Raw genomic sequence first — 21,422 nt, forward strand, 5'->3', positions numbered from 1 at the left:
CGCTTCGATGTGAGAGAGGAAAGTACTGCTCACTCAAGGATCCGTTGTGACGAGCAAAGTTATACCGCTATGTGGGAGCAAGGCTTGCCCGCGATGAAGGCGATGCGGTCTATCAGAAATTGAGGCGCCTGTTTCGCGAGCAAGCTTTGCTCCCACAGTGGGACTGGCTTTCATCTGCGGAGTTATGGCTGGACAACCGCTCCCGGTACCAACGGCAACTCCAGTGTCGCAATGAAACCGCCTTGGGAATGATTGTCCAGCACCAGCGCGCCGCCATGACGTTCGGCGGCACGGCGGGCAATCGCCAGGCCCAGGCCATGGCCGGCGGCGGTCTGGCCGGGGGCGCGGAAGAACGGTTCGCCCAATTGCCCCAGGTGCTCGGCCTCCACGCCAGGGCCGTGGTCGCGCACGCTGATCAGGATCCGTTCGCCCTGGCGCAGCGCGCGCATCTCGATGGGTTGCCCGGCGGGATTGAAGCGCTGGGCGTTGCGCAGCAGGTTGTCCACCGCTCGCTCGATCATGGTCGGCCAGCCCTTGAGGGTCAGGTCTGCCTCGGTTTCGAGGTGCACGGTTTGTTCCGGTGAAGCCAGTTGCGCATCTTTTTGCAGGGTAACCAGCAAGCCGTTGAGTTCCACCTCTTCGGCGCTGGCGTTATCGGCATCGACCCGGGCCAATACCAGGATTTCGCTGATCAGCGCTTCCAGGCGATCGCATTCGCGGGTCAGGCGCGGCCAGAGTTTTTCGCGCTCCTCGGGGCTGGCCCGCTCAGCCAATGCCAGGGCAATGCGCAGCCGGGCCAGGGGGGAGCGCAGTTCGTGGGACACGTCTCGCAGCAGTTGCCGTTGGCTCCCGATCAAGCTTTGCAGGCGTGCGCCCATGCGGTTGAAGTCGGTGGCCAGTACGCCGAACTCGTCCCGCCGATTGGCCAGTTTGGCGAGGCTGTTCTGCTGATAGGCGGCTTGGCCCAGGTCATGCACCGCGCCGCGCAGACGGCTCAGCGGGCGAGTGATGGAGAGCGTCACCAGCAGACTGAACAGGGTCAGTACCACCAGCGCGATCCCCAGTGCACTGAGGGGCCAGAGCAGGCTGTCGCGGTGCCAGGCGTCCAGTTCGGGATGGGGAATGCGGTAGATGAACAGGTAAGTGTCGCCGGTTTTGGCGCTGGTGAATTCGTCGGTCAGTCGCCGCCAGGGCAGGCGTCGGTCGTTGTCATTCTGTCGAGCTTCGAAGGCCGCGGCGCGATGGGGGAAGGTGCCGCGTACCACCGGGTCGCCGCTTTCGTTGAACACCTGGACATCGATGTGATACTGGCGCTTGCGCTGTTGCAGGATGTCCTGCGCCGCGTCCTCGCCCTGGCTTTCGTAGGTTTGTGTCCACTCTTCGGGCAGGGTATTGAGGCCCGGGTGGCGGCTGAGGATCCAGGCGTCCTGGTTCAACATGTGGCCCATCAGGATCGAAAGTCCTGCAACCAGGGCGATGGCCAGCCAGAAACTGGCCAGGATGCGCCAGAACAATGAACGCACGGTCAATCCTCGAAAACAAAGAAAGCCCAACGGCGATCTGCCGTTGGGCTGGGGAGCTTCAGTGCATTATTGCGCTTTTTGCGGCTGTTGCGCTTTCCAGGCCTTGAACTCGGCCCACTCGGCGCGACGCTCGGCTTGCTTCTTCTGGATCGCGTCGAACTCTTTTTGCTGTTCAGGCTTGAGCAAGCTGCGGATCTGGGCGTCGACTTTCTGGTGCCGCGCTTCCATTTCATCTTGCATGGCTTTCTGGTCGGCTGGTGACAGTTTGGCCAGGTATTTCTCTACCAACTCGCGGCGTTCGTGGCGCTGTTCGCCCATGATCTGGCGGATCTGCTGGCGTTGTTCACGGCTCAGGTTCAGTTCGCTGAACGGACCTTTGTCGTGCATCATGCCGCCGTGACGCGGGCCATCCATCGGACCCATCGGGCCGGCGTCTCCAGGCATGGCCATGGCGACGGTGGGCAGGGCGGCAGCGAACATCAGAGCGATAAGGGTCTTGCGCATGGGGTATCTCCTTGTCTCATTCCCGGTCAGTTCCGGATGTGTGCAGATTACGGAGATCAAGGTCAGCGGCGGTCAGGGGTGGGTAAAGCTTGGGTAAAGACGGTTTGGTGTGGAGCTGACAAATCCGTGTGAGCCAAACACAAAATTGTGGCGAGGGGGGATTTATCCCCGCTGGGGTGCGAAGCGCCCCCCAAACTATCCCTACCACTGCGGTGTGTCAGATGAAACCGAGGGGGCCGCTACGCGCCCCAGCGGGGATAAATCCCCTCGCCACAGGGATCGGTGGTGTTCTAGAGGCTGTAGTAATAGCCACGGCTACGCAGGGCCACGATGCGCGGGCGGCCGTCGGGGTGGGGGCCGATTTTCTTGCGCAGGTTGCTCACGTGCATGTCGAGGCTGCGGTCGTACAGGGTCAGCTTGCGGCCCAGGGCGATCTGCGCCAGTTCCTGCTTGTCCAGGGGGTTCGCCCGGCTGCTTGAGCAACGCTTCGAGCAGGCGGCTTTCGGACACGGTGAGGGTCTGTTCCTGTTCATCGATGCTGACCACACCACGCACCGGGCTGAAGGTCAGGTCACCCAGTTCGATCTGGCTGGACACCGCCGCCGGGTGGCTGCGGCGCAACACGGCGCGCAGGCGGGCGGTCAGTTCTCGTGGGTCGCAGGGTTTGGCCAGGTAATCGTCGGCCCCCAGTTCGAGGCCAAGGATGCGGTCCAGCGGTTCGCCACGGGCCGAGAGCATCAGCACCGGCAGCTCCGGGTGATCGTTGCGCAGTTGCTTGAGCAGTTCCAGGCCGCTGCCGTCGGGCAGCATCACATCCAATACCACCGCCGCCGGGGCGGTTTCGGCCAGGGCCTTGCGGGCACTCTGGCCGTCGTGGCAGGCGCGAACCTGAAAACCTTCCTGGCTCAACCAACTTACGAGGAGCTCGCACAGCTCCTGGTCATCGTCTATCAGTAACAGCTCGCTCATGACTCACTCAATTTAGCCATTGCCGACGTTGTCTACGTCCACCGCTGGCAAAGATACCGCAGAGCAGGGCCAATAGCGCTACCCCGGCGCCAATGACAAACCATTGCTGTTGATCGGTCAACAGGCGAGGCAGGGGGCTTGCCTGGGCTTCCTTGAGTTGCAGCTTCAGGCGCTGGTTCTCCTGGCGCAGCCGGGCCAGCAATGCGCTCTCGCGTTCGCTGTCGGCGCTTTGCAATTGTTTGCTCAGTTCTTCGCGCTGGCGTTCGCTGTCTTTCAAGCGTTGCTGCAGTTCGGCGATCTGGCCGCCGGCGCTCAGGGACAAGGGGGTCGAATGATTGGCATCGGTGCTCTCCTCGCCATGGGCGGGTGCCCCGACCGCCAATGTGACCAATAACAGGCACAACGGACCTTTGCGCATTGCAACTCCTGAATTCCAATCGAGATTGGACAGGTTGTCGGCAGGCAAACGAGAAAAATGAGCAATTGAGCGCAATGAGCCGCGAAGGCTCATCGCGTCAGGGGGGTTACGGCATGGACTGCTTGAATGGCTTGACCACGACATTGGCGTAGACGCCGGCCGCAACGAACGGGTCGGCCTCGGCCCAGGCTTGTGCCGCAGCCAGGGAGTCGAACTCGACTACCATCAGGCTGCCACTGAAACCTGCGGCGCCCGGGTCATTGCTGTCCACCGCCGGGTGCGGGCCGGCCAGCACGACGCGGCCTTCGGCCTGGAGTTTTTGCAGGCGCTCCAAGTGCGCGGGACGAGCGGCCTGGCGTTTTTCCAGGGAGTTGGCGACGTCGGTAGCAATGATTGCGTAGAGCATGTCAGTCCTCGGTTTTTGGCGTGGTGGGGTCTGCATCGTGCAGGTGACGGGACAGGTAGATACCCTGGCCAATCAGGAACAACAGCGTCATGCCCAGGCTACCGAAGACCTTGAAGTCGACCCAGTAGTCCTGGAACGTGAACGCCACGAACAGGTTGGCAGCGCCGCAGAACAGGAAAAAAGCGATCCAGGCGATGTTCAGCCGGGTCCAGATCAGGTCCGGCAGGCTCACGGCATGGCCCATGATGCGCTTGATCAGCAGGCGGTCACCGACGAAGTGGCTGCCGATAAAGGCCAGGGCGAACAGCCAGTTGACCACCGGAGCTTTCCATTTGAGGAAGGTTTCGCTGTGGAAGGCCAGGGTCAGGCTGCCGAATACAAGGCAGGCGATCAGCGTCAGCCACTGGCTCTTCTCCAGTTTGCGCTGGGATACGAACAATGCACCGTAGACCACCAGGGAACTGATGATCAGCACCGCGGTGGCGCTGTAAATACCGCCTACAGTCAAGGAATGACCGGCGAAGTCGACGGCCCGGGGATCAAGTTTGTAGACGATGAAAAACAGCAGGAGCGGGATGAAGTCGATGAATTGTTTCACAGTGGCAGCCAGAAGCAGGATGTGGCGGCATAATAACAAACATCCTTGGCCGCGATAGGGCCAGCTGATTTGAGGTAACAAACTCTCGTGAATGTTGATTTGCACTGCCATAGCACGGCCTCCGATGGCGCCCTGGCGCCTGCGGTTCTGGTGGCGCGGGCGTTCGAGCACGGCGTGCGAGTCCTGGCCCTGACCGATCACGACACCCTCGAAGGCCTCGACGAGGCCCGCGGCGCCGCCACGGCGCTGGGCATGCAGCTGGTCAATGGGGTCGAGCTGTCCTGCACCTGGGGTGGGGCGACCATCCATGTGCTGGGCTACGGTTTCGATGTGAATGCGCCAGCGTTGGTCCAGGCCATCGCACAACTGCGCGACGGGCGCTGGCTGCGTTCCGAGGAGATCAGCCGCAAGCTGGCCCTCAAGGGCATGCCCGGTGCGTTGGACGGTGCCCGGCAGATCCAGCAGGAACTGGGTGACAGCGGCAACGCACCGGCCCGACCACACTTTGCCGACTGGATGGTGCGCGAAGGCTTCGTCAAGGATCGCGCCGAAGCGTTCCGCAAATGGTTGGGCGCCGGCAAGCTGGGGGACGTCAAGCAGCACTGGCCGACCCTGGAAGAAACCGTCGAGACCCTGCGGGCCGCTGGCGCCTGGGTCAGCCTGGCACATCCTTGGCACTATGATTTCACCCGCAGCAAGCGCCGTCGCCTGGTCGCCGACTATATTCAAGCAGGGGGCCATGCCATCGAGGTGGTCAACGGCCATCAGCCTGCCGAGCAGGTCGGCAGCCTGGCGATCCTGGCCCGTGAGTTCGGTCTGCTGGTCACCGCCGGCAGTGATTTCCATGGCCCTGGGGGCTGGTCCGAGATTGGCGAATACCGCCCGTTGCCGGAAGATCTGCCACCACTATGGTGTAGATTCAAACATGATCCCGTTACCGCCGCCGTCTGAACAGGTAGAACACGTGAGTCAATTTTTCCAGATTCATCCGGAAAACCCGCAAGCGCGCCTGATCAAACAGGCTGTGGAAATCATCCGTGGCGGGGGGGTGGTGATCTATCCCACCGATTCCGCCTACGCAATTGGTTGCCAGATCGGTGACAAGAATGCCGTGGAGCGAGTAAGACGCCTGCGTCAACTGGACGACAAGCACAACTTCGCGCTGATCTGCAGCGACCTGTCGCAGTTGGGCCTGTTCGCCAAGATCGACACCGGCACCTTCCGCCTGCTCAAGGCCCATTTGCCAGGGCCGTATACCTTCATTCTCAACGCCACCCGGGAAGTCCCGCGGCTGTTGCTGCACCCGAAAAAGCGCACCATCGGCCTGCGGGTGCCGAGCCATCCCATCGCCCTGGCGCTGCTGGCGGAGCTGGGCGAGCCGCTGATGAGCGTGACGTTGATAATGCCCGGTGAGACCGAGCCGTTGACCGATCCCTATGAGATGCGCCAGATACTCGAGCACCAGGTGGACCTGATCATCGACGGTGGTTTCGGCGGCATGTCGGCGTCCACGGTGATCAACCTGGCCGATGGCGAGCCCCAGGTGGTACGCGTCGGTTGTGGCGATCCGACGCCGTTCATGGTCGAGGCCTGAATGTCCGCCGTGGAAACCGTCGTGGACAGTGCAGACAGCCAGGCCGGCGCGCAGCAGGAACTGCCGTTCGCCATGGTCTACGGCCAGGCGGTCATGGAAATGCCCCTGGACCTGTACATTCCGCCGGATGCGCTGGAAGTGTTCCTCGAAGCCTTCGAGGGCCCGCTCGACCTGCTGCTGTACCTGATCCGCAAACAGAACATCAATATCCTCGACATCCCTGTGGCGGAAATCACCCGCCAGTACATGGGCTACGTCGAGTTGATGCAGTCGGTGCGCCTGGAACTGGCGGCCGAGTACCTGGTGATGGCGGCCATGCTGGCCGAGATCAAGTCGCGGATGCTGCTGCCACGTTCGGCCGAGGTTGAAGCGGAAGAAGACGACCCGCGCGCCGAGCTGATCCGTCGCTTGCAGGAGTACGAGCGCTTCAAGGTCGCCGCCGAAGGCCTTGATGGTTTGAACCGGGTCGGGCGCGATGTGGTGGTGCCCAAGCTCGATGCCCCCGAGGCGCGGGCGCGCAAGTTGCTGCCGGATGTGAGCCTGGAAGAGTTGCTGATGTCCATGGCCGAGGTCCTGCGCCGGGGCGATATGTTTGAAAGTCACCAGGTCAGCCGTGAAGCGCTGTCCACCCGCGAGCGCATGAGCGATGTGCTGGAGCGGCTCAAGGGCGGCGGCTTCGTGCCGTTCGTCGAGTTGTTCACCGCCGAGGAAGGGCGCTTGGGGGTGGTGGTGACGTTTATGGCGGTCCTGGAATTGGTCAAGGAATCCTTGGTCGAGCTGGTGCAGAATGAGCCGTTCGCAGCGATCCACGTGCGGGCACGAGCCGAATAACGAGCAAATCAATGAATCTGACTGAACCCCGCGAGCTGGCCCCCTTGCTTGAAGCTTTCCTGTTGGCCTCGGGAAAGCCGCAATCGATGGAAAAGCTGTTCGAACTCTTCGAAGAAGGCGAGCGGCCTGATCCGGCCGTGTTCAAGAAAGCCCTGACACTCTTGGGTAAATCCTGCGAGGGGCGGGCTTTCGAGCTCAAGGAAGTGGCGTCCGGTTATCGCCTGCAGATCCGCGAGAAGTTCGCGCCCTGGGTTGGGCGCCTGTGGGAAGAGCGGCCGCAGCGTTATTCTCGCGCCATGCTCGAAACCATGGCATTGATTGCCTATCGCCAGCCGATCACTCGGGGCGAGATCGAAGATGTGCGGGGCGTGGCGGTCAACAGTCATATCGTCAAGACGCTGCTGGAGCGCGAGTGGATCCGCGTCGTCGGCTACCGTGATGTACCGGGCAAACCGGCGATGTTCGCCACCACCAAGGCTTTTCTCGACCACTTCAACCTGAAGAACCTGGACGACTTGCCGCCGCTGGCCGAACTGCGGGAGCTGGAGCCCGAACCGATGCTGGAGTTCGACGACGTCCCGGTACCCCAGGGCCTACAGGAGCTGGCCGACGCCAGTGCGGAGCCGGAGGAGCCCAAGGAAGAGACCAGTTTCCACTCATTGTTGCTGGAGCTGGACACCATGGAGGAGGGGCTCAAGACCGATTTCGACGACTTGCTGCGTGAAGGTCCTGGCCTCGAGGGCGAGTCGGATGAGTTGGCGGAGCCCGATAGCCCGGTGGGGCCTGCACCAGAGCCAGAACCGGAATCGGAACCGGAACCGGAACCGGAACCGGAACCGGAACCGGAACCGGAAGAAGACATCCTCGGCGTCGCCGAAGCTCGGGAAAAACTGCTGGCCGCTGTCGCCGCCCTCCAGCCGCCGGAACCCGAACTGAGCGACGAAGAGGCCGAAGCTCGCGCCCTGGCTGAAGCGATCGAAAACGAACGGCGCCAGTTCGACGACTGATTCAACTGGTTTGGAAACGCTGGCTGATCCACCTCCGTCCCCTGTGGGAGCTGAGCTTGCTCGCGATGACGGAGTAACATTCAGCATCAATGCAGGCTGACCCGCCGCCATCGCGAGCAAGCTCGGCTCCCACAGGGGGCTTCATTAAGTCCCCACCAAACGGGAAGCCACCGGTCGGCGGAAAAACGCTGAGCGCGCGTCGATCAACTAGTCTTTGATGCGCAATCGCCGCAACGAGCGTATGATTCGCGACCCTTTGGCGATCCCTTCGTCGAAGACCCGTTTTCAAAGTGTCAGGCCGCGTGCCTGGCCCGACCACACCGGGAGGTGCCCAGAATGAAAGACCAAGACCAGAACGACAGCCAGGAAATCGGCCCAGCAGGCGAGAAGCTGCAAAAAGTCCTCGCCCGTATCGGCGTCGGTTCGCGCCGCGACGTGGAAGCCTGGATCACCCAGGGCCGGATCAAGGTCAACGGCAAAGATGCCACCTTGGGCCTGCGTGTCGACATGCACGATGCCATCACCATCGATGGCAAGGTGATCAAGCGTGAAGAGGCCGCCGAAACGGTGCGCCGCGTGATCATGTACAACAAGCCCGACGGCGAGATCTGCACCCGTGACGACCCGGAAGGCCGTCCGACCGTGTTCGACAAGATGCCACGTCCGAAAGAAGGCCGCTGGATCAACATCGGTCGCCTGGACATCAACACCACCGGTTTGCTGATGTTCACCACCGACGGTGAGCTGGCCAACCGTTTGATGCACCCATCCTACGAGATGGACCGCGAATACGCCGTGCGCGTACGTGGCGAAGTCGACGACGAGATGATCGAGCGCCTCAAGGCCGGCGTCGTGCTGGAAGATGGCCCGGCGCGTTTCACCGACATCAAGCAGGCGCCCGGCGGTGAAGGTTTCAACCACTGGTACCACTGCGTGGTGATGGAAGGCCGTAACCGTGAAGTGCGTCGCCTGTGGGAATCCCAGGGGTTGGTGGTCAGCCGTTTGAAGCGCGTGCGTTTCGGCCCGGTGTTCCTCAACTCCGACCTGCCGATGGGCCGCTGGCGTGAAATGAGCCAGTACGAAGTCGACATCCTGGCCGCCGAAGTGGGCCTCAAGCCGGTGGCGATGCCGCAGATGACCGCCAAGAGCAAGGACAAGCTGGAGCGGATGCAGCGTAAGTCTTCGCGTCCGATGGGCAAGACCGAGCGCGTGCGTACGCTGCGTCCGGCTGCTGAAGGTGCGCCGACCGGCCCGCGTCCTTCCCGCGAGCCGCAGATCGAAGGTGAACGCCCGGCCCGCAAGCCGGCGCCACGTCAGGACGGCGAACGCGGCCCGCGCACGCCACGCCCGGCCAATGGCCGGACTGAACGCGGTGAAGGTCGCGGTGCTCCAGCCGGTCGTGGTACGCCAGTGGCCGATCGCCCGGCCGACACCAAGCGCCCGGCCAAGCCGGCGCCGAAAAAGCGCCCGGGTATCGTCCTGGTCGACCGCGACGCGCCATCGGGCAAGCGCCGCGGGGCACCGGCGGGTTCGGGGCAACGTCCGGGGTTTGGGCGTCGCAAGCCTGAGTGAGGCAGCGGTAAGTTTCTAGCTGCTCGCGGCAAGGAAAAACGGCAACCATTGGGTTGCCGTTTTTTTTACCTGACTTTTAGTGATGCGGTATTAATAAGTCCGCCATCGCGAGCAGGCTCGCTCCGCAATGAGACGGCGCCGAGCTCGTATCCCCATTCACTGAAGATCAACTGTGGGAGCGAGCCTGCTCGCGATGGCGTCAGTAGCACCACCATTAAACTCAGCCTACAACACAAACCGCCCGTCAAACATCGGCTCATTATCCAGGGCCAACACGCCTCCCTCGAAAATCAGATCCAGGTGATGGCTACCCTTGGCCCCGCCACCGAGCCCCAGGTGCAGGCCGCAATGGCGCTCCTCGAAGCCGGCATTGCGGGCGTACAGGCTCTTGACCCCTTCGTTGGTGCCGATTCCCAGTTCTTCGATGCGACGGTTGGATGGATTGGCGTCCAGGTACTTGTTGAAGTCGTGCTCCAAACCCGGAACGTCGGTGGCGATTTTCTGGATGGTGGAGTCTTCGATCCACAGCTCCAGCGGCGATTGCAGCACACCGTATTTGCGTGCGAACGGGATGGTGCTCAGGAATGTGCCGACGAATTTCACCCGGCCATTGATGGTGTCGCTGTGGGTGGCGATTTCGCCGGGGGCCAGGTCGTAGTTGCCGAGGCCGTTGATGTCGGTCCATTTCTTCACGCTGCCCAGGGCTGTGTCGAAATACGAACCGTGGTCATCCTGGAAGCTCAGGGTCGTCGCTTGGGACATGCGCCGGATCAGGTGACTGTTGAGCCCGGCGATACGCTGGGGAATCACGCTGAAAGTGTCGTAGAAATAGTCGCCGTAATCCTTGAACAGCAGCGATTTCTTCCAGTTGTCGGCCATCACGCCTTGCAGTGCGCGGACAAAGTCCGGGCCGTCGGGTCGAGGGTTGGGCAGGGTGGAGGAGTCGTAGAAGAAAATATACAGATCGCTGTCGGCAATGGCCTTGGACAGGCGTTCCGTGGATTCAAGGTCCAGGCGCATGGCACTGAACCGGAAGGGCGAACAGCTACCAGCCTGTTCGGCGATGGCGCCGGTCAGCGCTTCGTAGTCAGCCGTATGGCCGAGCAGCACCTTGGCGGGCTGGATGCCGGCCAGTGCGGGATGGTGTTCGAGGTAGTAAAGGAAATGTGAGATGGCTTGTTGTGTGTCCATGCTTATTCTTCCCTGACAAGTTCATTAACTTCCCTGACAACCGGCAAAAAGTGGCGGAGTCGACCGGCCGGATCGCCTCCGCCGGGCGATGCCTACAGAGGCCACATCGCCGTGCCGAATGGAACGACGGCGTCGGCTTGCATCATTTCAACGGCGGCTTCATGGGTTGGGGCTTCAAACCATTCGTCCAGTTGCAGTTCGGTTTCCAAGTCTTTGTCCAGTGCTTGCATAGTGAATCTCCTAGATGACTTTTACGGAAATTAGCGGCTCGATTCGGCGAGTGGAAACAGGCCGGCAACGGCACCGCAGAACTTGTCGGCACGATGCCTTGGCAAGTCGCTGAAAACCTAGTCGAGGGTTTTTTGGATTGCAAAAAAATAATTTTATTTTTTTCGTTTGAACTTTTTGTTCCATTTTCGCCGTAAAAATTACTCATTCAAAAACAGTTGGCTGTGTAGTTTTTTGCTTAGGTAGCTAGCTACCGTCAATTTGCAGTCGGCTTACAGAAAATTCCCACATGGAAATTTTGCGTTACGTCTTGTAAAGAAATGCTGACGATTTTTGCCTATCAAGCCGGCCTGTACCGGTGTTTGGCTGCGCTGTAAGAAAAAGCTGCCGAAGAGGTCGGTTTGACGGGTTTTCCGACACTTCGCAGCGCTTGTTTCAAACCGGCGGGACGGGTCAGATGCGCGGCAGACCTGATGTACGGGGTGCGCGGGTGTCTGGTCGCGGTGGGGCAGCGGTGTACAATGCGCCGCGTTTTACTGTGACCCTTCGCGTACCCACGCATTTTCAAGGTTATCCGCCTTGTTCACTCCGCCACGCCACGAGCGTGTCGGGTTCGATTTCGTCACAGATAAAAACAAATAGGTGACGCATGACCGTTGTAGAAAATACGCATTCAGGCGAGCTGAAGCGCGGCCTGAAAAATCGCCACATTCAACTGATCGCCCTCGGCGGCGCGATCGGTACCGGCCTGTTCCTCGGTTCGGCGGGCGTACTGAAATCGGCCGGCCCATCGATGATCCTCGGCTACGCCATTTGTGGTCTCATCGCTTTCATGATCATGCGCCAGCTGGGTGAAATGATCGTCGAAGAACCCGTGGCCGGTTCCTTCAGTCACTTTGCCCACAAGTACTGGGGTGGTTTCGCCGGTTTCCTGTCGGGCTGGAACTGCTGGATTCTTTACATCCTGGTGGGCATGTCCGAGCTGACCGCGGTCGGCAAGTACATCCATTACTGGGCCCCGGAGATCCCGACCTGGGCTTCGGCAGCCGCGTTTTTCATCCTGATCAACGCCATCAACCTGGCCAACGTCAAAGTCTTCGGCGAAGCCGAATTCTGGTTCGCGATCATCAAGGTCGTGGCGATTGTCGGCATGATTGCCCTGGGCAGCTACCTGCTGGTCAGTGGCCATGGCGGCCCGCAAGCGTCGGTGACCAACCTGTGGTCCCACGGTGGATTCTTCCCCAACGGCGTGAGCGGGTTGGTGATGGCCATGGCGATCATCATGTTCTCCTTCGGTGGCCTGGAAATGCTCGGTTTTACCGCCGCCGAGGCCGACAAGCCGAAAACCGTGATCCCCAAGGCCATCAACCAGGTGATCTACCGGATCCTGATTTTCTATATCGGCGCACTCGTGGTGCTGCTGTCCCTGACCCCTTGGGACAGCCTGCTGACCACCCTCAACGCTTCCGGCGATGCCTACAGCGGCAGCCCGTTCGTGCAGGTGTTCTCGATGCTGGGCAGCAACACCGCCGCGCACATCCTCAACTTCGTCGTGCTGACCGCCGCGCTGTCGGTGTACAACAGCGGCACCTATTGCAACAGCCGCATGCTGCTGGGCATGGCCGAGCAGGGCGATGCGCCCAAGGTCTTGGCCAAGATCGACAAGCGCGGCGTGCCGGTGCGTTCGATCCTCGCCTCGGCGGCCGTGACGCTGGTGGCGGTGCTGCTGAACTACCTGATCCCGCAACATGCGCTGGAGCTGCTGATGTCGCTGGTGGTCGCGACCCTGGTGATCAACTGGGCGATGATCAGCTACTCGCACTTCAAGTTCCGCCAGCACATGAACCAGACCCGTCAGACACCGCTGTTCAAGGCGCTGTGGTATCCGTACGGCAACTTCATTTGCCTGGCGTTCGTGGTGTTCATCCTCGGCGTAATGTTGCTGATCCCCGGCATCCAGATTTCGGTCTATGCGATTCCGGTGTGGGTGGTGTTCATGTGGGGGTGCTACGTCATCAAGAACAAGCGCAGTGCCCGGCATGAGCTGGCTGTGGCGGCTGCCGCCAAGTAAGCGATCCCCTAAAACAACAAACCCGGCCGAGCGCCGGGTTTGTTGTTTTAGGGGAAGGTGTTGTCCGGGGGATTCGCGGTATCCTGTGGGGCCTGATACCGGACGCTTTCCATGCTGGCGATTTCCAACACCGTGCACATCCCCGACGCCGAGATCGAGCTGACGGCCATCCGTGCCCAGGGTGCAGGTGGGCAGAACGTCAACAAGGTTTCCAGCGCCGTGCACTTGCGCTTCGACATTCCGGCCTCGTCGCTGCCTGAATTCTACAAGGAGCGGCTGCTGGCCCTGCGCGACAGCCGCATCACCAGCGACGGTGTGCTGATTATCAAGGCACAGCAATATCGCACGCAGGAACAGAACCGGGCCGATGCCCTGGAGCGTCTGGTCGAACTGATCCTCAGCGCCACCAAGGTCGAAAAGAAACGCCGCCCGACCAAGCCGACCCTGGGTTCGAAAAAGCGTCGCCTGGAATCCAAGACCAAGCGCGGTTCGATCAAGGCTGGGCGCGGCAAAGTGGATTTCTAGTTTCTTTCCCGTTCCTGGCGATGCTTTGGCGCCTGTCGGTACAGGTAGATGCTCAATGCCAGGCCACCCAGGGCCGCCAGTGCGGCGAACAAGAAGATCGAGGCAAAGCCAAAACCTGCTGCAATCGCGCCGGCCAATGGCCCGGTGATCCCCAACGACAAGTCAATGAACAGCGAATAAGCGCCCACCGCCGCGCCACGGCTGGAGGCCGGCACCAGGTTGACCGCTTCCACGCCCAGCGCCGGAAACACCAGGGAAAAACCGAAGCCGCTCAACGCCGCGCCCGCCAAGGCCCAATGGGCATCCGGAGCGAGCCACAGCAGCAACAACCCCAGGGTTTCCACCGACAGGCAGGCAATCGCCACGCGAAAGCCGCCCAGGCGGTTGATCAGGTTGCCAAAGAGCAAACGCGCGCCGATGAAGCTGGCGCCGAACAGGCTCAGGCACAGCACCGCGTTGTCCCAGTGCTGCGTTGCGTAATACAGGGTGATGAACGTGGCGATGGTGCCAAACCCGATGGAGCCCAGGGCCAGGCCACAGCCGTGGGGCAGGACGCGTCCCAGCACGTGCATGAACGGCAGGCGCTCGCCTGCGACGATGGGCGCGGCGGTTTTGCGCCAGGCCAGTGCCAGGCCCAGCAAGCCCAACAAGATAATACTGACGCCCATGCTCCACAGTCCCAACGCATTGACCAGCCACACACCCAGCGGCGCGCCAATTGCCAGCGCGCCGTAGCTGGCGATGCCGTTCCAGGAAATCACCTTCGCGGTATTCGCCGCGCCGACCCGGCCAATGCCCCAGCCAATCGAACCGGAGCCCACCAGGCTTTCCGCGCTGCCCAGCACCAGGCGACCGATCAACAGGCTGATCAGGCTGAACACTGGCAGATGGGGCGTCCAGGCAGACACCAGCATGAACACACCGCTCAGACCGCAGCCGGCGAGGCCGAACATGACCGCACGCTTGCTCCCCAGGTTGTCGATGATCTTTCCTGCATAAGGACGGCTGAGCAGGGTGGCCAGGTACTGCACGCTGATCACCAGCCCGGCGATCACCGCGCCGAAACCCAGCTCGCCGTGGACATATCCAGGTAGCACGGCCAGGGGAATACCGATGTTCAGGTAGCCAATGAATGTGAACAGGACGATGGAGACGACTTGCAGCGTGACCGCCAGGGGGCGCTGGGAATCTGACATGAGGAAAAGGTCCACGGAGCAGCAGGATAGATAGGCTGCTTATGATAACGGCGAGCGTGGTGGCTGGTCTTGGAAAAGTAAAACTATTTGCCCAATGGTTGCTCAGCGATCGTTTTGTCCGGCGACCAGGTGCGTGGTGACCAGTGCGGCGAGGGCGTTTTCTTCGGTGCCGAAACGAGCCAGCAGGGCAGCTTGTTTCTCGGGAGAAAGGCGTGTCCAGATCTCGACCATTTTCTCGGCGGTGCCGATCAGTACGCTGGCCTGGGCTTCGCTGAAGGTCGGGGTGTCATCGGTCATGGTGCGGGGGCTCGGGATTCAGGCAGTGTGGAAAGCGCATATTAGCGCTTTCCACACGGTCTGGTGGTGCGGGTGAATCAGTCTTCGCTGTCGGCCTGGCGGCGTTCAGTGGCTTCTTTCGGCTCGGGTTGCTGGGCGTCTGGTTGCCCCCCGGCTTGTAGCGTGGTCGTCTGCTCAGTGTCGTGCAGGCTTGGGAAGGGGAGATTAGGGATCTCGTGCATATCGCGCTCCTCGCAAAGTCTGTTGATAGATCTGGTAGATCCGCGCTTTTAAAAAGCCTGGGCAGGATACCCCAGGAGAAATGACAAAAAGACTTTTAAATCCTGGTGTGCCGACAAAAGGGGTTGTCTGGACAGGTCATGCTCAATAGTCGCGGCGCTTGCGAAAGGCCCAGCGGCCAGCAATCAACGTGAAGGTCGCCACCAGCGCCACCAGGATCCAGAAGCCTTCGGGATCACCGGCAAGCGGCACGCCACCGACGTTCATGCCAAAGAACCCGGCAATGATGTTGATGGGCAACGCCAACACTGTGACCACTGTCAGGGTGAACAGGGTGCGGTTGCTTTGTTCGTTGAGGTTGGCGGCGATTTCTTCCTGCAACAGCTTGATCCGTTCGCTCAACGCGGTGAGGTCGTTGATGATCAGGGCGAATTCCTCGGTGGATTTGCGCAGTTCCTTGACGTCTTCTTTCTGCAACCATTGCGGCGGGCGGTTGAGCAGGCGCAGCAACGAACCCGGCTCCAGGGCCAGCAGGCGTTGCAGGCGCACCAGTACCCGGCGGTTGCTGCCCAGCTCGGCGCGGTTGGTGGACAGCCGCGAGGACAGCAACTGATCTTCGACCAGGTCGACGCTGAGGCTGGTCTTGCGCACGATCTGGGTCAGCACTTCGCCCTGGTCGCGCAGCAAGTGCACGAGTAATTCCACTGGCGAGCGAAAGCACTCGCCGGCCTTGACCGACGAGCGCAGCTTGTCGACCGAGTGCAGGGGCTGCAAGCGCGCGCTGACGATCAACCGACTGTGCACGCACACCCACAATGTGGAGACATCCGAGGACACCATGTTGCTGAGGTTGAACACGACGTCGTTCACCACGGCCAGCAACGCCGAGTCGACATGCTCGATGCGGGTCGAGCGTGAACCTTCGTGCAAGGCTTCGAAAAACTCCTGAGGCAGGGCCAGGTGATTTTTCATCCAACGCTCGCATGCGGCATGAGCCAGGTTCAGGTGCAGCCAGAGGAATTCATCGGCGTCTTGCGGGTGTTGCAGGCTTTGCAGGGCCTGGGCCGAATCGATCTCCCGGCCACGTTCGCCAGGTCGAAAACGAAACCCGTAAAGCAGGCCGAACAGGTCCGGATCGCGATGGCTTTGGTCGATGCTGTGGTTCATGAAGTCTCGCTGGCGGGAAGTGCCTGTCGCAGCGGCCACAGGTTCACTTGTAGGCATCATCGCAAGCTTTCTTGAAGGTTTTGTGACGATTCCATGGGCACCGCCCAACTGGCCCTACCGGTGGTCGCCAAGGCTCAAGCGTGCCCCAGACAGGCCGATGGCTTGTACATATCCCCCCGTATTCGGGTTGCGACGCGGTGTGTTGCGGACATGGAGGTCGGGACATCGTTCCTGTTCTTTTCGCTGCTTAGAGATTGCTCCCCATGTTTTTACAGAAATCCCTCAGAGCCCAGATCCTTGCCCTGTTGAGCGGCAGCCTGTTGGCGATGTTGCTGATCGCCCTGGCGTCCTTTCATTTCCTTTCCAACGGTGTCCAGAACTATCACAACTTGATCGAGGGTCCGTTGCGTGCCTCGCAGTTGATCGATGAGGCCAACCTGCAGTTCAAGGTGCAGGTGCAGGAATGGAAAAACGTCCTGCTGCGCGGCAAGCAGCCGGCGGATCTGGATAAATACTGGAAGCAGTTCGAGGAGCGTCAGCGTGATGTCCAAGGCATCCTCGGCGAATTGATCGGGCGTGCTGGTGTGCCGGCCCCCGTCAAGACGCGTATCGAGGCCCTGCGCGATGAGCATCGTCAGTTGGGCGCGGCTTACCAAAAGGGCCGTGATGCCTTTGTCGCCTCCGGTGGCGATCCAGCGGCGGGCGATGCGGCGGTCAAGGGCGTGGACCGTGCGGCCAGTGAGCAAATGAGTGCGCTGGTGGTGGAGCTGCGCAAGCTGGGCACCGAGCAATCGATGCTGATCAGCGCCGGTGCCGATCGCACGATCATGCTCGGCACGGTGATCATGCTGGTGTCGGGCATGTTGATTGGGTTGTTCAGCCTGTGGTTGGTCAATCGCAACCTGGTTCAACCGATCCGTAACCTGATCGAATACGTGACCCGACTCAGTCATGGGCGTTTCGCCGAACGTGTGACGAGCAACCGTCAGGACGAACTGGGCAATCTGGCGGTAGCGGCCAACACACTGCGTGATTTCCTTGCCGAAACCTTTACCCGCCTGCAACGCAGTGCCACGGAACTGGACAGTGCCAGCGGTGAGCTCAATGCCATCGCCAGCCTGATGAGCCAGGGCACCAGCGAGCAATTCGAACGCACCGATCAGGTGGCGACGGCGATGAACGAAATGTCCGCCACGGCCCAGGAAGTGGCCCGCCATGCCGCCGACGCGGCGCGGGCGGCCGATGATGCCGATCAATCGGCGCAACAGGGCGAGCAGGTCATGCAAGGGACCATTCGCACTATTACCCAAATGCGCGGTGAGATCGCCAACACGGCCACGGTCATCCGTCAGTTGGAAACCGACAGCGGGCGCATCGGCAAGGTGCTGGAGGTGATCCGCGGGATTGCCGAGCAGACCAACCTGCTGGCCCTCAACGCTGCCATTGAAGCGGCGCGGGCCGGGGAGGCGGGACGCGGTTTCGCGGTGGTTGCCGATGAGGTGCGTAGCCTGGCCCAGCGCACTGCGTCGTCGATCATCGAGATCAACCAGATCATCCAGACTGTACAAACCGGTGCGGTGGACGCGGCCCACGCCATTGAGAGTGGACAGTCCCGCAGCGAAGAAAGCGTGGAGCAAGTGACCCAGGCCGGTGCGATGCTCGAGCGCATCACCCAGGCAGTCGAAGCCATTCGCGACATGAACCGCCAGATCGCCACCGCTGCCGAGGAGCAGACTTCCGTGGCCGAAGACATTTCGCGCAACCTGACTGAAATCACCTGCATAGCCAGCACTAACCTGGACAATGTGCAACGCACCGAAGCCGCCAGTCGGGATCTGCATGGCTTGTCGGGGCAGTTGAATGAAGTGACGGCACGGTTGAGTGCCTGACGGTAGTTCGCGTTAGTTATCGATAAACGCAAAAGAGCCGCGCAACCCCAAGGTTACGCGGCTCTTTTCTACTGATGGATCAAGTGTCTTGCTTGTTGCTCAAGACCTTGCCGGTCGTGGCATCAAAGTCCACGTCGAATTCTTTACCGTCGGCGGTTTTCAATTCGACTTCATACTCATAACCGTTGAAATGATTGTCCAGGTCGGTGTCGGTGATGGTCGCGCCCGGGTGCAACTTCAGGGCTTCTTCGTTCATCGATTCAAGGGACTTGATCTTGCCTTCCTTGACCAGTTGTGGGATCTGGTCGATGCGCACATCGGCCTGGGCCAGGCCAGCGGTGAGGGTCAGGGCGGCAGCGGTGAACAGGGCAGTCAAAGTTTTCATAAGTTCTTTCCTTGGTGTCATTAAGGGAGGAGTCGTTTAAGTGGTGCCAGATTATCTGTGGCAACTTAATTCACCCTTAATTCGAAAAAACTTCTGAAGTGCCGAGTGGGGGCCTATGGGGCAAAGTCCTCCCCCATAGGCGTGTTCGGGTTCAGTAGCCGTTCTTTTCCAGTAACTGCGCGACGCTGCCAGTCTCGGGGCGCTTGAAGTAGTTGAGCAGTTCACTGGCGCGGTTGGTGAAGATGCCATCGACGCCGGCATCCATGACTTTCTTGAAGTCCACCGCTTCATCCACGGTGTAGACATGCACCAGCAGACCCTGGTCATGGGTGTACTGGTTCATCCACGGTTGCACCAGGTCCGAGTAACTCTGGCTACCGCCGTGGGTCAAGGCGGCGGACGGTCCGGTGCCTATCGCACCCTGAGCCTTGGCGTACTGGACCCACTTTTCGAATTCGGCCTTGTCCTTGGGTTCCTGCTTGGCGTAATAGACCGCCTTGTCCGTTTCACCGGATTGGGCAAAAGGCACCTTGGACTTGGGCTCGATGTTGCCTTCGCCCACCCACAACAGCAGGATCTTCGGCACTTTCGGCATCTCTTTGTGCAGCAGTTCGAGGCTGCTCTTTTCAAAGGTCTGCAAGACCACCTTGCCCTTGCCCTGGCCGACCCCGGTGGCGCGTTTGGCCAGTTTCGACCCGGCTGGGCTCAGCCAGCCGCGGTCCTGTAATTTGTCCTTCAGATCACGTTCGATGCCGGGGAACAGCTTCGGCTCCTTGGTCTCGATGTACAGCCCTGGTTTGTGCAGCGGGTTGCCCTCGGCGATGTCGATCACTTCATCCAGGGTGAGGATTTTCAGGCCGGCGAATGAAGGGCGGGCACGGTCCGGGTAGGCGGTGTTGAACCAGCTGCCGGCATCGAGAGTCTTGAGTTCCGCCATGGTGAACTGGTTGGCGGTGCTGTCCTTGCGTTCGGGAAACTTGGCCGCGACATCCGTGGTGCGCAGCAGGCTGTCGTCATGCAGGACGAACAACACACCGTCCTTGCTGCGTTGCAGGTCCAGTTCCAGATAGTCGGCGCCCAGGTCGCGGGCCAGTTTGTAGGCGGCGGCAGTGGATTCCGGCGCATCGAACGAGGCACCACGGTGGGCGATGACCGCCGGGTGCGGAATGCCCTGGAGGGCTGCCAGCGCCTTGGGGGGCGGGGCCTCGGAGGCTTGTGTCTGGCCGAAGCCGAGCAACAGGCTCAGCACCAAGGCGCTGCGGGTAAAAGTGACAGGCATGCTCGAAATCCTTTCGTGGGTGTGTGCAAAAACCTATCTTTTAGCAACTGAACGCTGTCGGCGCTATCGCCATACCGACATAAACGTGTGCAAAGCAGAATTTTCCCACGCATTTCCAGGATGCTTTGCAGTACCCTTGGCAGCACCAGTTTCCCCGGCAGAGGGAAACCCGAAACCATCGTTCACTTGCCCTGCGTGTAAACCATCGATCAGACGTCCCGAGGGACGCATCCATGAGGTTTACCATGCGCACCACTTCGACATTCATCTGCCAGGCCGCCGACCAGCTCAAGGGGTTTGTCGGTCTGAACCGCAAGACCGGCCACTACATCGTACGTTTCAGCGAAGACGCCTTTGGCATGGACGTGGCCGACGACGGCATCATTCCCGCCAGCGAGTTTGTCTGGGCTGAGGTGGCAGACGGCACCATGGCCCTCAAGCGCGAGCGCATCCAGTTGTTGCTGGACCAGCACATCGACGACCGCATCAACCTCACCGAACCTTTACGGGTGTACATGGCCCGCAGCGACCTGCCGGAAATCGTGGCGGTGCGGCAGTTGGTGGAAGGCTGAACCCCGATCTTGAGTTGAACAAAGACACTGTGGGAGCAAGGCTTGCCCGCGATGGCGGCGGCACATTCAGTATTGATCCAAACTGACCCACCGCTATCGCGAGCAAGCTCAGCTCCCACAGGGGATTTGTGGTGAAGGCAGGATCTGTGAACACCCGAGATTCAGTGTGGGATCGGGGGGACACAGGATCTGCGTCCACCTCATATCCATGTGGGAGCCGAGCTTGCTCGCGATGGCGGCGTCACAGTCAACATCAATGCAAGCTGCGCTCATGGCCTTGTCCTCGCGCAGGCCTCCACAAACGCAGCAACCAACGGCGGCACACGACCCTCCAGCGCAGCGCGTTCCGGCTGAAATAGCGTAGCGACAAAGAATGGATGGTCACGCAATTCCACGGCCCGCAGATCGCCGGCCGAATCCCGGGCAACGGCGTGCAGGCGCTGGTTCAGCAAATCCTTTTCAAAATCCGGATTGACCCCGAAGCGGCAGTGATAGCCCTCGAAAACCGTCTGGCGACCATAGGCCCTGGCGATCAGGGAACCCGCTTCGAGTTGAAGGCTATCGATGGTTTCGACCAAGGCGCAGCTCAGCGGCGTCAACAGGGCCCGCTCAGCCTCGGGAGCGGTTTCGCCATGGGCGGCATCGGCCCAGCCCATCACGTTACGGGCGTATTCCAGTACGGCATGCTGAAAGCCGCCGCAGGTGCCGAGGAAAGGGCGACGCTGTTCCCGGGCAAAACGAATCGCGTGCAAGGCGCCGTCTTCACTTCGGTAAGGACTGCCGGGCACGCACCAGACGCCATCGAAGTCATCCAGAACGTTGTTGTCGGCGATGGCGTCGGTTGCCAACCACTGGCAGCTACTCTCTTGTCCGGTTTGCCTGGCGATGAGCTCAAGGGCGCGGGGGATCGCCCGACGGGCCGTTATCTGTGGGTCATAGTCGCCGACCAGAGCGATGTGTAAAGAACGCTGGTTTTCCATG

Annotated in this window: 23 protein-coding genes and 1 pseudogene; 9 read left to right on the forward strand and 15 right to left on the reverse strand. The window is 60.8% G+C overall.

What is annotated here, in order from left to right:
- Positions 1-182: 182 nt before the first annotated feature.
- The 6 genes and pseudogenes from GN234_RS25250 to GN234_RS25275 form a co-directional block, all read right to left on the reverse strand.
- Positions 183-1,523 carry a sensor histidine kinase gene (locus GN234_RS25250; protein ID WP_109753874.1) on the reverse strand — a complete coding sequence of 447 codons (1,341 nt, stop codon included), beginning with the start codon at positions 1,521-1,523 and terminating at the stop codon, positions 183-185.
- A 66-nt stretch (positions 1,524-1,589) separates the two neighbouring features.
- Positions 1,590-2,027: a Spy/CpxP family protein refolding chaperone gene (locus GN234_RS25255; RefSeq protein WP_109753875.1), complete on the reverse strand. Its 438-nt coding sequence runs from the start codon at positions 2,025-2,027 to the stop codon at positions 1,590-1,592.
- 290 nt (positions 2,028-2,317) lie between these two features.
- A pseudogene (locus tag GN234_RS25260) lies at positions 2,318-2,996 on the reverse strand (response regulator transcription factor).
- 7 nt (positions 2,997-3,003) lie between these two features.
- Positions 3,004-3,414, reverse strand: a complete 411-nt coding sequence (locus tag GN234_RS25265) for a translation initiation factor 2 (protein ID WP_109753877.1) — start codon at positions 3,412-3,414, stop codon at positions 3,004-3,006.
- A 106-nt stretch (positions 3,415-3,520) separates the two neighbouring features.
- On the reverse strand, positions 3,521-3,820 hold the full coding sequence (locus tag GN234_RS25270; RefSeq protein WP_109753878.1) for a YciI family protein: 300 nt from the start codon (positions 3,818-3,820) through the stop codon (positions 3,521-3,523).
- A 1-nt stretch (position 3,821) separates the two neighbouring features.
- The gene (locus GN234_RS25275) at positions 3,822-4,418 is read right to left on the reverse strand and encodes a septation protein A (protein ID WP_109753879.1); all 597 of its coding nucleotides are present in this window, start codon (positions 4,416-4,418) and stop codon (positions 3,822-3,824) included.
- An 87-nt stretch (positions 4,419-4,505) separates the two neighbouring features.
- Between GN234_RS25275 and GN234_RS25280 the strand changes: the two genes are divergently transcribed.
- The 5 genes from GN234_RS25280 to rluB all read left to right on the forward strand — a co-directional run bounded on the left by GN234_RS25280 (position 4,506) and on the right by rluB (position 9,422).
- Complete coding sequence (locus tag GN234_RS25280) at positions 4,506-5,369, forward strand: PHP domain-containing protein (protein ID WP_109753880.1); 864 nt, start codon at positions 4,506-4,508, stop codon at positions 5,367-5,369.
- A gap of 13 nt (positions 5,370-5,382) precedes the next feature.
- Complete coding sequence (locus tag GN234_RS25285; RefSeq protein ID WP_109753881.1) at positions 5,383-6,012, forward strand: L-threonylcarbamoyladenylate synthase; 630 nt, start codon at positions 5,383-5,385, stop codon at positions 6,010-6,012.
- 132 nt (positions 6,013-6,144) lie between these two features.
- Entirely contained in the window at positions 6,145-6,843 is a 699-nt protein-coding gene (locus tag GN234_RS25290; RefSeq protein WP_165826070.1) for a segregation and condensation protein A, read from the forward strand.
- Between the two features lie 11 nt (positions 6,844-6,854).
- Positions 6,855-7,850, forward strand: a complete 996-nt coding sequence (gene scpB / locus GN234_RS25295; protein ID WP_176689228.1) for an SMC-Scp complex subunit ScpB — start codon at positions 6,855-6,857, stop codon at positions 7,848-7,850.
- A 336-nt stretch (positions 7,851-8,186) separates the two neighbouring features.
- Positions 8,187-9,422: a 23S rRNA pseudouridine(2605) synthase RluB gene (gene rluB / locus GN234_RS25300; RefSeq protein ID WP_109753884.1), complete on the forward strand. Its 1,236-nt coding sequence runs from the start codon at positions 8,187-8,189 to the stop codon at positions 9,420-9,422.
- Between the two features lie 225 nt (positions 9,423-9,647).
- Here the strand turns inward: rluB and GN234_RS25305 are convergent, their stop codons facing one another.
- Positions 9,648-10,613, reverse strand: coding sequence for a M29 family metallopeptidase (locus GN234_RS25305; RefSeq protein WP_176689229.1), 966 nt, complete (start codon positions 10,611-10,613; stop codon positions 9,648-9,650).
- 92 nt (positions 10,614-10,705) lie between these two features.
- The gene (locus GN234_RS25310) at positions 10,706-10,843 is read right to left on the reverse strand and encodes a hypothetical protein (protein ID WP_003178782.1); all 138 of its coding nucleotides are present in this window, start codon (positions 10,841-10,843) and stop codon (positions 10,706-10,708) included.
- A gap of 647 nt (positions 10,844-11,490) precedes the next feature.
- Between GN234_RS25310 and GN234_RS25315 the strand changes: the two genes are divergently transcribed.
- Together GN234_RS25315 and arfB are read left to right on the forward strand one after the other, a co-directional pair.
- Positions 11,491-12,912: an amino acid permease gene (locus tag GN234_RS25315; RefSeq protein WP_176689230.1), complete on the forward strand. Its 1,422-nt coding sequence runs from the start codon at positions 11,491-11,493 to the stop codon at positions 12,910-12,912.
- Between the two features lie 111 nt (positions 12,913-13,023).
- Positions 13,024-13,437 carry an alternative ribosome rescue aminoacyl-tRNA hydrolase ArfB gene (gene arfB, locus GN234_RS25320; RefSeq protein WP_025215135.1) on the forward strand — a complete coding sequence of 138 codons (414 nt, stop codon included), beginning with the start codon at positions 13,024-13,026 and terminating at the stop codon, positions 13,435-13,437.
- Here arfB and GN234_RS25325 read toward each other — a convergent pair.
- From GN234_RS25325 to GN234_RS25340, 4 genes are all read right to left on the reverse strand, one after another.
- Positions 13,434-14,633, reverse strand: coding sequence for an MFS transporter (locus GN234_RS25325; protein ID WP_116833299.1), 1,200 nt, complete (start codon positions 14,631-14,633; stop codon positions 13,434-13,436). The two genes, arfB and GN234_RS25325, sit on opposite strands and share 4 nt — an antisense overlap.
- 102 nt (positions 14,634-14,735) lie before the next feature.
- Positions 14,736-14,930, reverse strand: coding sequence for a hypothetical protein (locus GN234_RS25330; RefSeq protein WP_109753888.1), 195 nt, complete (start codon positions 14,928-14,930; stop codon positions 14,736-14,738).
- 77 nt (positions 14,931-15,007) lie between these two features.
- Positions 15,008-15,151: a hypothetical protein gene (locus GN234_RS25335; protein ID WP_162893862.1), complete on the reverse strand. Its 144-nt coding sequence runs from the start codon at positions 15,149-15,151 to the stop codon at positions 15,008-15,010.
- 142 nt (positions 15,152-15,293) lie between these two features.
- A complete protein-coding gene (locus GN234_RS25340) occupies positions 15,294-16,316 on the reverse strand; it encodes a transporter (protein WP_176689231.1) in 1,023 nt (340 codons plus the stop codon).
- Between the two features lie 263 nt (positions 16,317-16,579).
- On the opposite strand from GN234_RS25340, the gene GN234_RS25345 reads away from it, so the two are divergent.
- Positions 16,580-18,205, forward strand: a complete 1,626-nt coding sequence (locus tag GN234_RS25345; protein WP_163857079.1) for a methyl-accepting chemotaxis protein — start codon at positions 16,580-16,582, stop codon at positions 18,203-18,205.
- A 79-nt stretch (positions 18,206-18,284) separates the two neighbouring features.
- Here the strand turns inward: GN234_RS25345 and GN234_RS25350 are convergent, their stop codons facing one another.
- Both GN234_RS25350 and GN234_RS25355 read right to left on the reverse strand, forming a co-directional pair.
- A complete protein-coding gene (locus GN234_RS25350; protein WP_053124450.1) occupies positions 18,285-18,590 on the reverse strand; it encodes a PepSY domain-containing protein in 306 nt (101 codons plus the stop codon).
- Positions 18,591-18,741: 151 nt separating this feature from the next.
- A complete protein-coding gene (locus tag GN234_RS25355) occupies positions 18,742-19,869 on the reverse strand; it encodes a glycerophosphodiester phosphodiesterase (RefSeq protein ID WP_109753891.1) in 1,128 nt (375 codons plus the stop codon).
- A gap of 245 nt (positions 19,870-20,114) precedes the next feature.
- Between GN234_RS25355 and GN234_RS25360 the strand changes: the two genes are divergently transcribed.
- Complete coding sequence (locus GN234_RS25360; RefSeq protein WP_163857086.1) at positions 20,115-20,441, forward strand: DUF2025 family protein; 327 nt, start codon at positions 20,115-20,117, stop codon at positions 20,439-20,441.
- Positions 20,442-20,710: 269 nt separating this feature from the next.
- On the opposite strand, the gene GN234_RS25365 is transcribed toward GN234_RS25360, so the two are convergent.
- The gene (locus GN234_RS25365) at positions 20,711-21,421 is read right to left on the reverse strand and encodes a CTP synthase C-terminal region-related (seleno)protein (RefSeq protein WP_176689232.1); all 711 of its coding nucleotides are present in this window, start codon (positions 21,419-21,421) and stop codon (positions 20,711-20,713) included.
- Between the last annotated feature and the right edge of the window lies 1 nt (position 21,422).

Source organism: Pseudomonas bijieensis (assembly GCF_013347965.1).
In the GTDB taxonomy this organism is placed as follows: domain Bacteria; phylum Pseudomonadota; class Gammaproteobacteria; order Pseudomonadales; family Pseudomonadaceae; genus Aquipseudomonas; species Aquipseudomonas bijieensis.

Coding starts and splice junctions, on each gene's coding strand:
- GN234_RS25255 (WP_109753875.1), bottom strand. CDS start 2,027: ATGCGCAAGACCCTTATCGCTCTGATGTTCGCTGCCGCCCTGCCCACC.
- GN234_RS25265 (WP_109753877.1), bottom strand. CDS start 3,414: ATGCGCAAAGGTCCGTTGTGCCTGTTATTGGTCACATTGGCGGTCGGG.
- GN234_RS25270 (WP_109753878.1), bottom strand. CDS start 3,820: ATGCTCTACGCAATCATTGCTACCGACGTCGCCAACTCCCTGGAAAAA.
- scpB (WP_176689228.1), top strand. CDS start 6,855: ATGAATCTGACTGAACCCCGCGAGCTGGCCCCCTTGCTTGAAGCTTTC.
- rluB (WP_109753884.1), top strand. CDS start 8,187: ATGAAAGACCAAGACCAGAACGACAGCCAGGAAATCGGCCCAGCAGGC.
- GN234_RS25305 (WP_176689229.1), bottom strand. CDS start 10,613: ATGGACACACAACAAGCCATCTCACATTTCCTTTACTACCTCGAACAC.
- GN234_RS25310 (WP_003178782.1), bottom strand. CDS start 10,843: ATGCAAGCACTGGACAAAGACTTGGAAACCGAACTGCAACTGGACGAA.
- GN234_RS25315 (WP_176689230.1), top strand. CDS start 11,491: ATGACCGTTGTAGAAAATACGCATTCAGGCGAGCTGAAGCGCGGCCTG.
- arfB (WP_025215135.1), top strand. CDS start 13,024: ATGCTGGCGATTTCCAACACCGTGCACATCCCCGACGCCGAGATCGAG.
- GN234_RS25325 (WP_116833299.1), bottom strand. CDS start 14,633: ATGTCAGATTCCCAGCGCCCCCTGGCGGTCACGCTGCAAGTCGTCTCC.
- GN234_RS25330 (WP_109753888.1), bottom strand. CDS start 14,930: ATGACCGATGACACCCCGACCTTCAGCGAAGCCCAGGCCAGCGTACTG.
- GN234_RS25335 (WP_162893862.1), bottom strand. CDS start 15,151: ATGCACGAGATCCCTAATCTCCCCTTCCCAAGCCTGCACGACACTGAG.
- GN234_RS25340 (WP_176689231.1), bottom strand. CDS start 16,316: ATGAACCACAGCATCGACCAAAGCCATCGCGATCCGGACCTGTTCGGC.
- GN234_RS25345 (WP_163857079.1), top strand. CDS start 16,580: ATGTTTTTACAGAAATCCCTCAGAGCCCAGATCCTTGCCCTGTTGAGC.
- GN234_RS25350 (WP_053124450.1), bottom strand. CDS start 18,590: ATGAAAACTTTGACTGCCCTGTTCACCGCTGCCGCCCTGACCCTCACC.
- GN234_RS25355 (WP_109753891.1), bottom strand. CDS start 19,869: ATGCCTGTCACTTTTACCCGCAGCGCCTTGGTGCTGAGCCTGTTGCTC.
- GN234_RS25360 (WP_163857086.1), top strand. CDS start 20,115: ATGCGCACCACTTCGACATTCATCTGCCAGGCCGCCGACCAGCTCAAG.
- GN234_RS25365 (WP_176689232.1), bottom strand. CDS start 21,421: ATGGAAAACCAGCGTTCTTTACACATCGCTCTGGTCGGCGACTATGAC.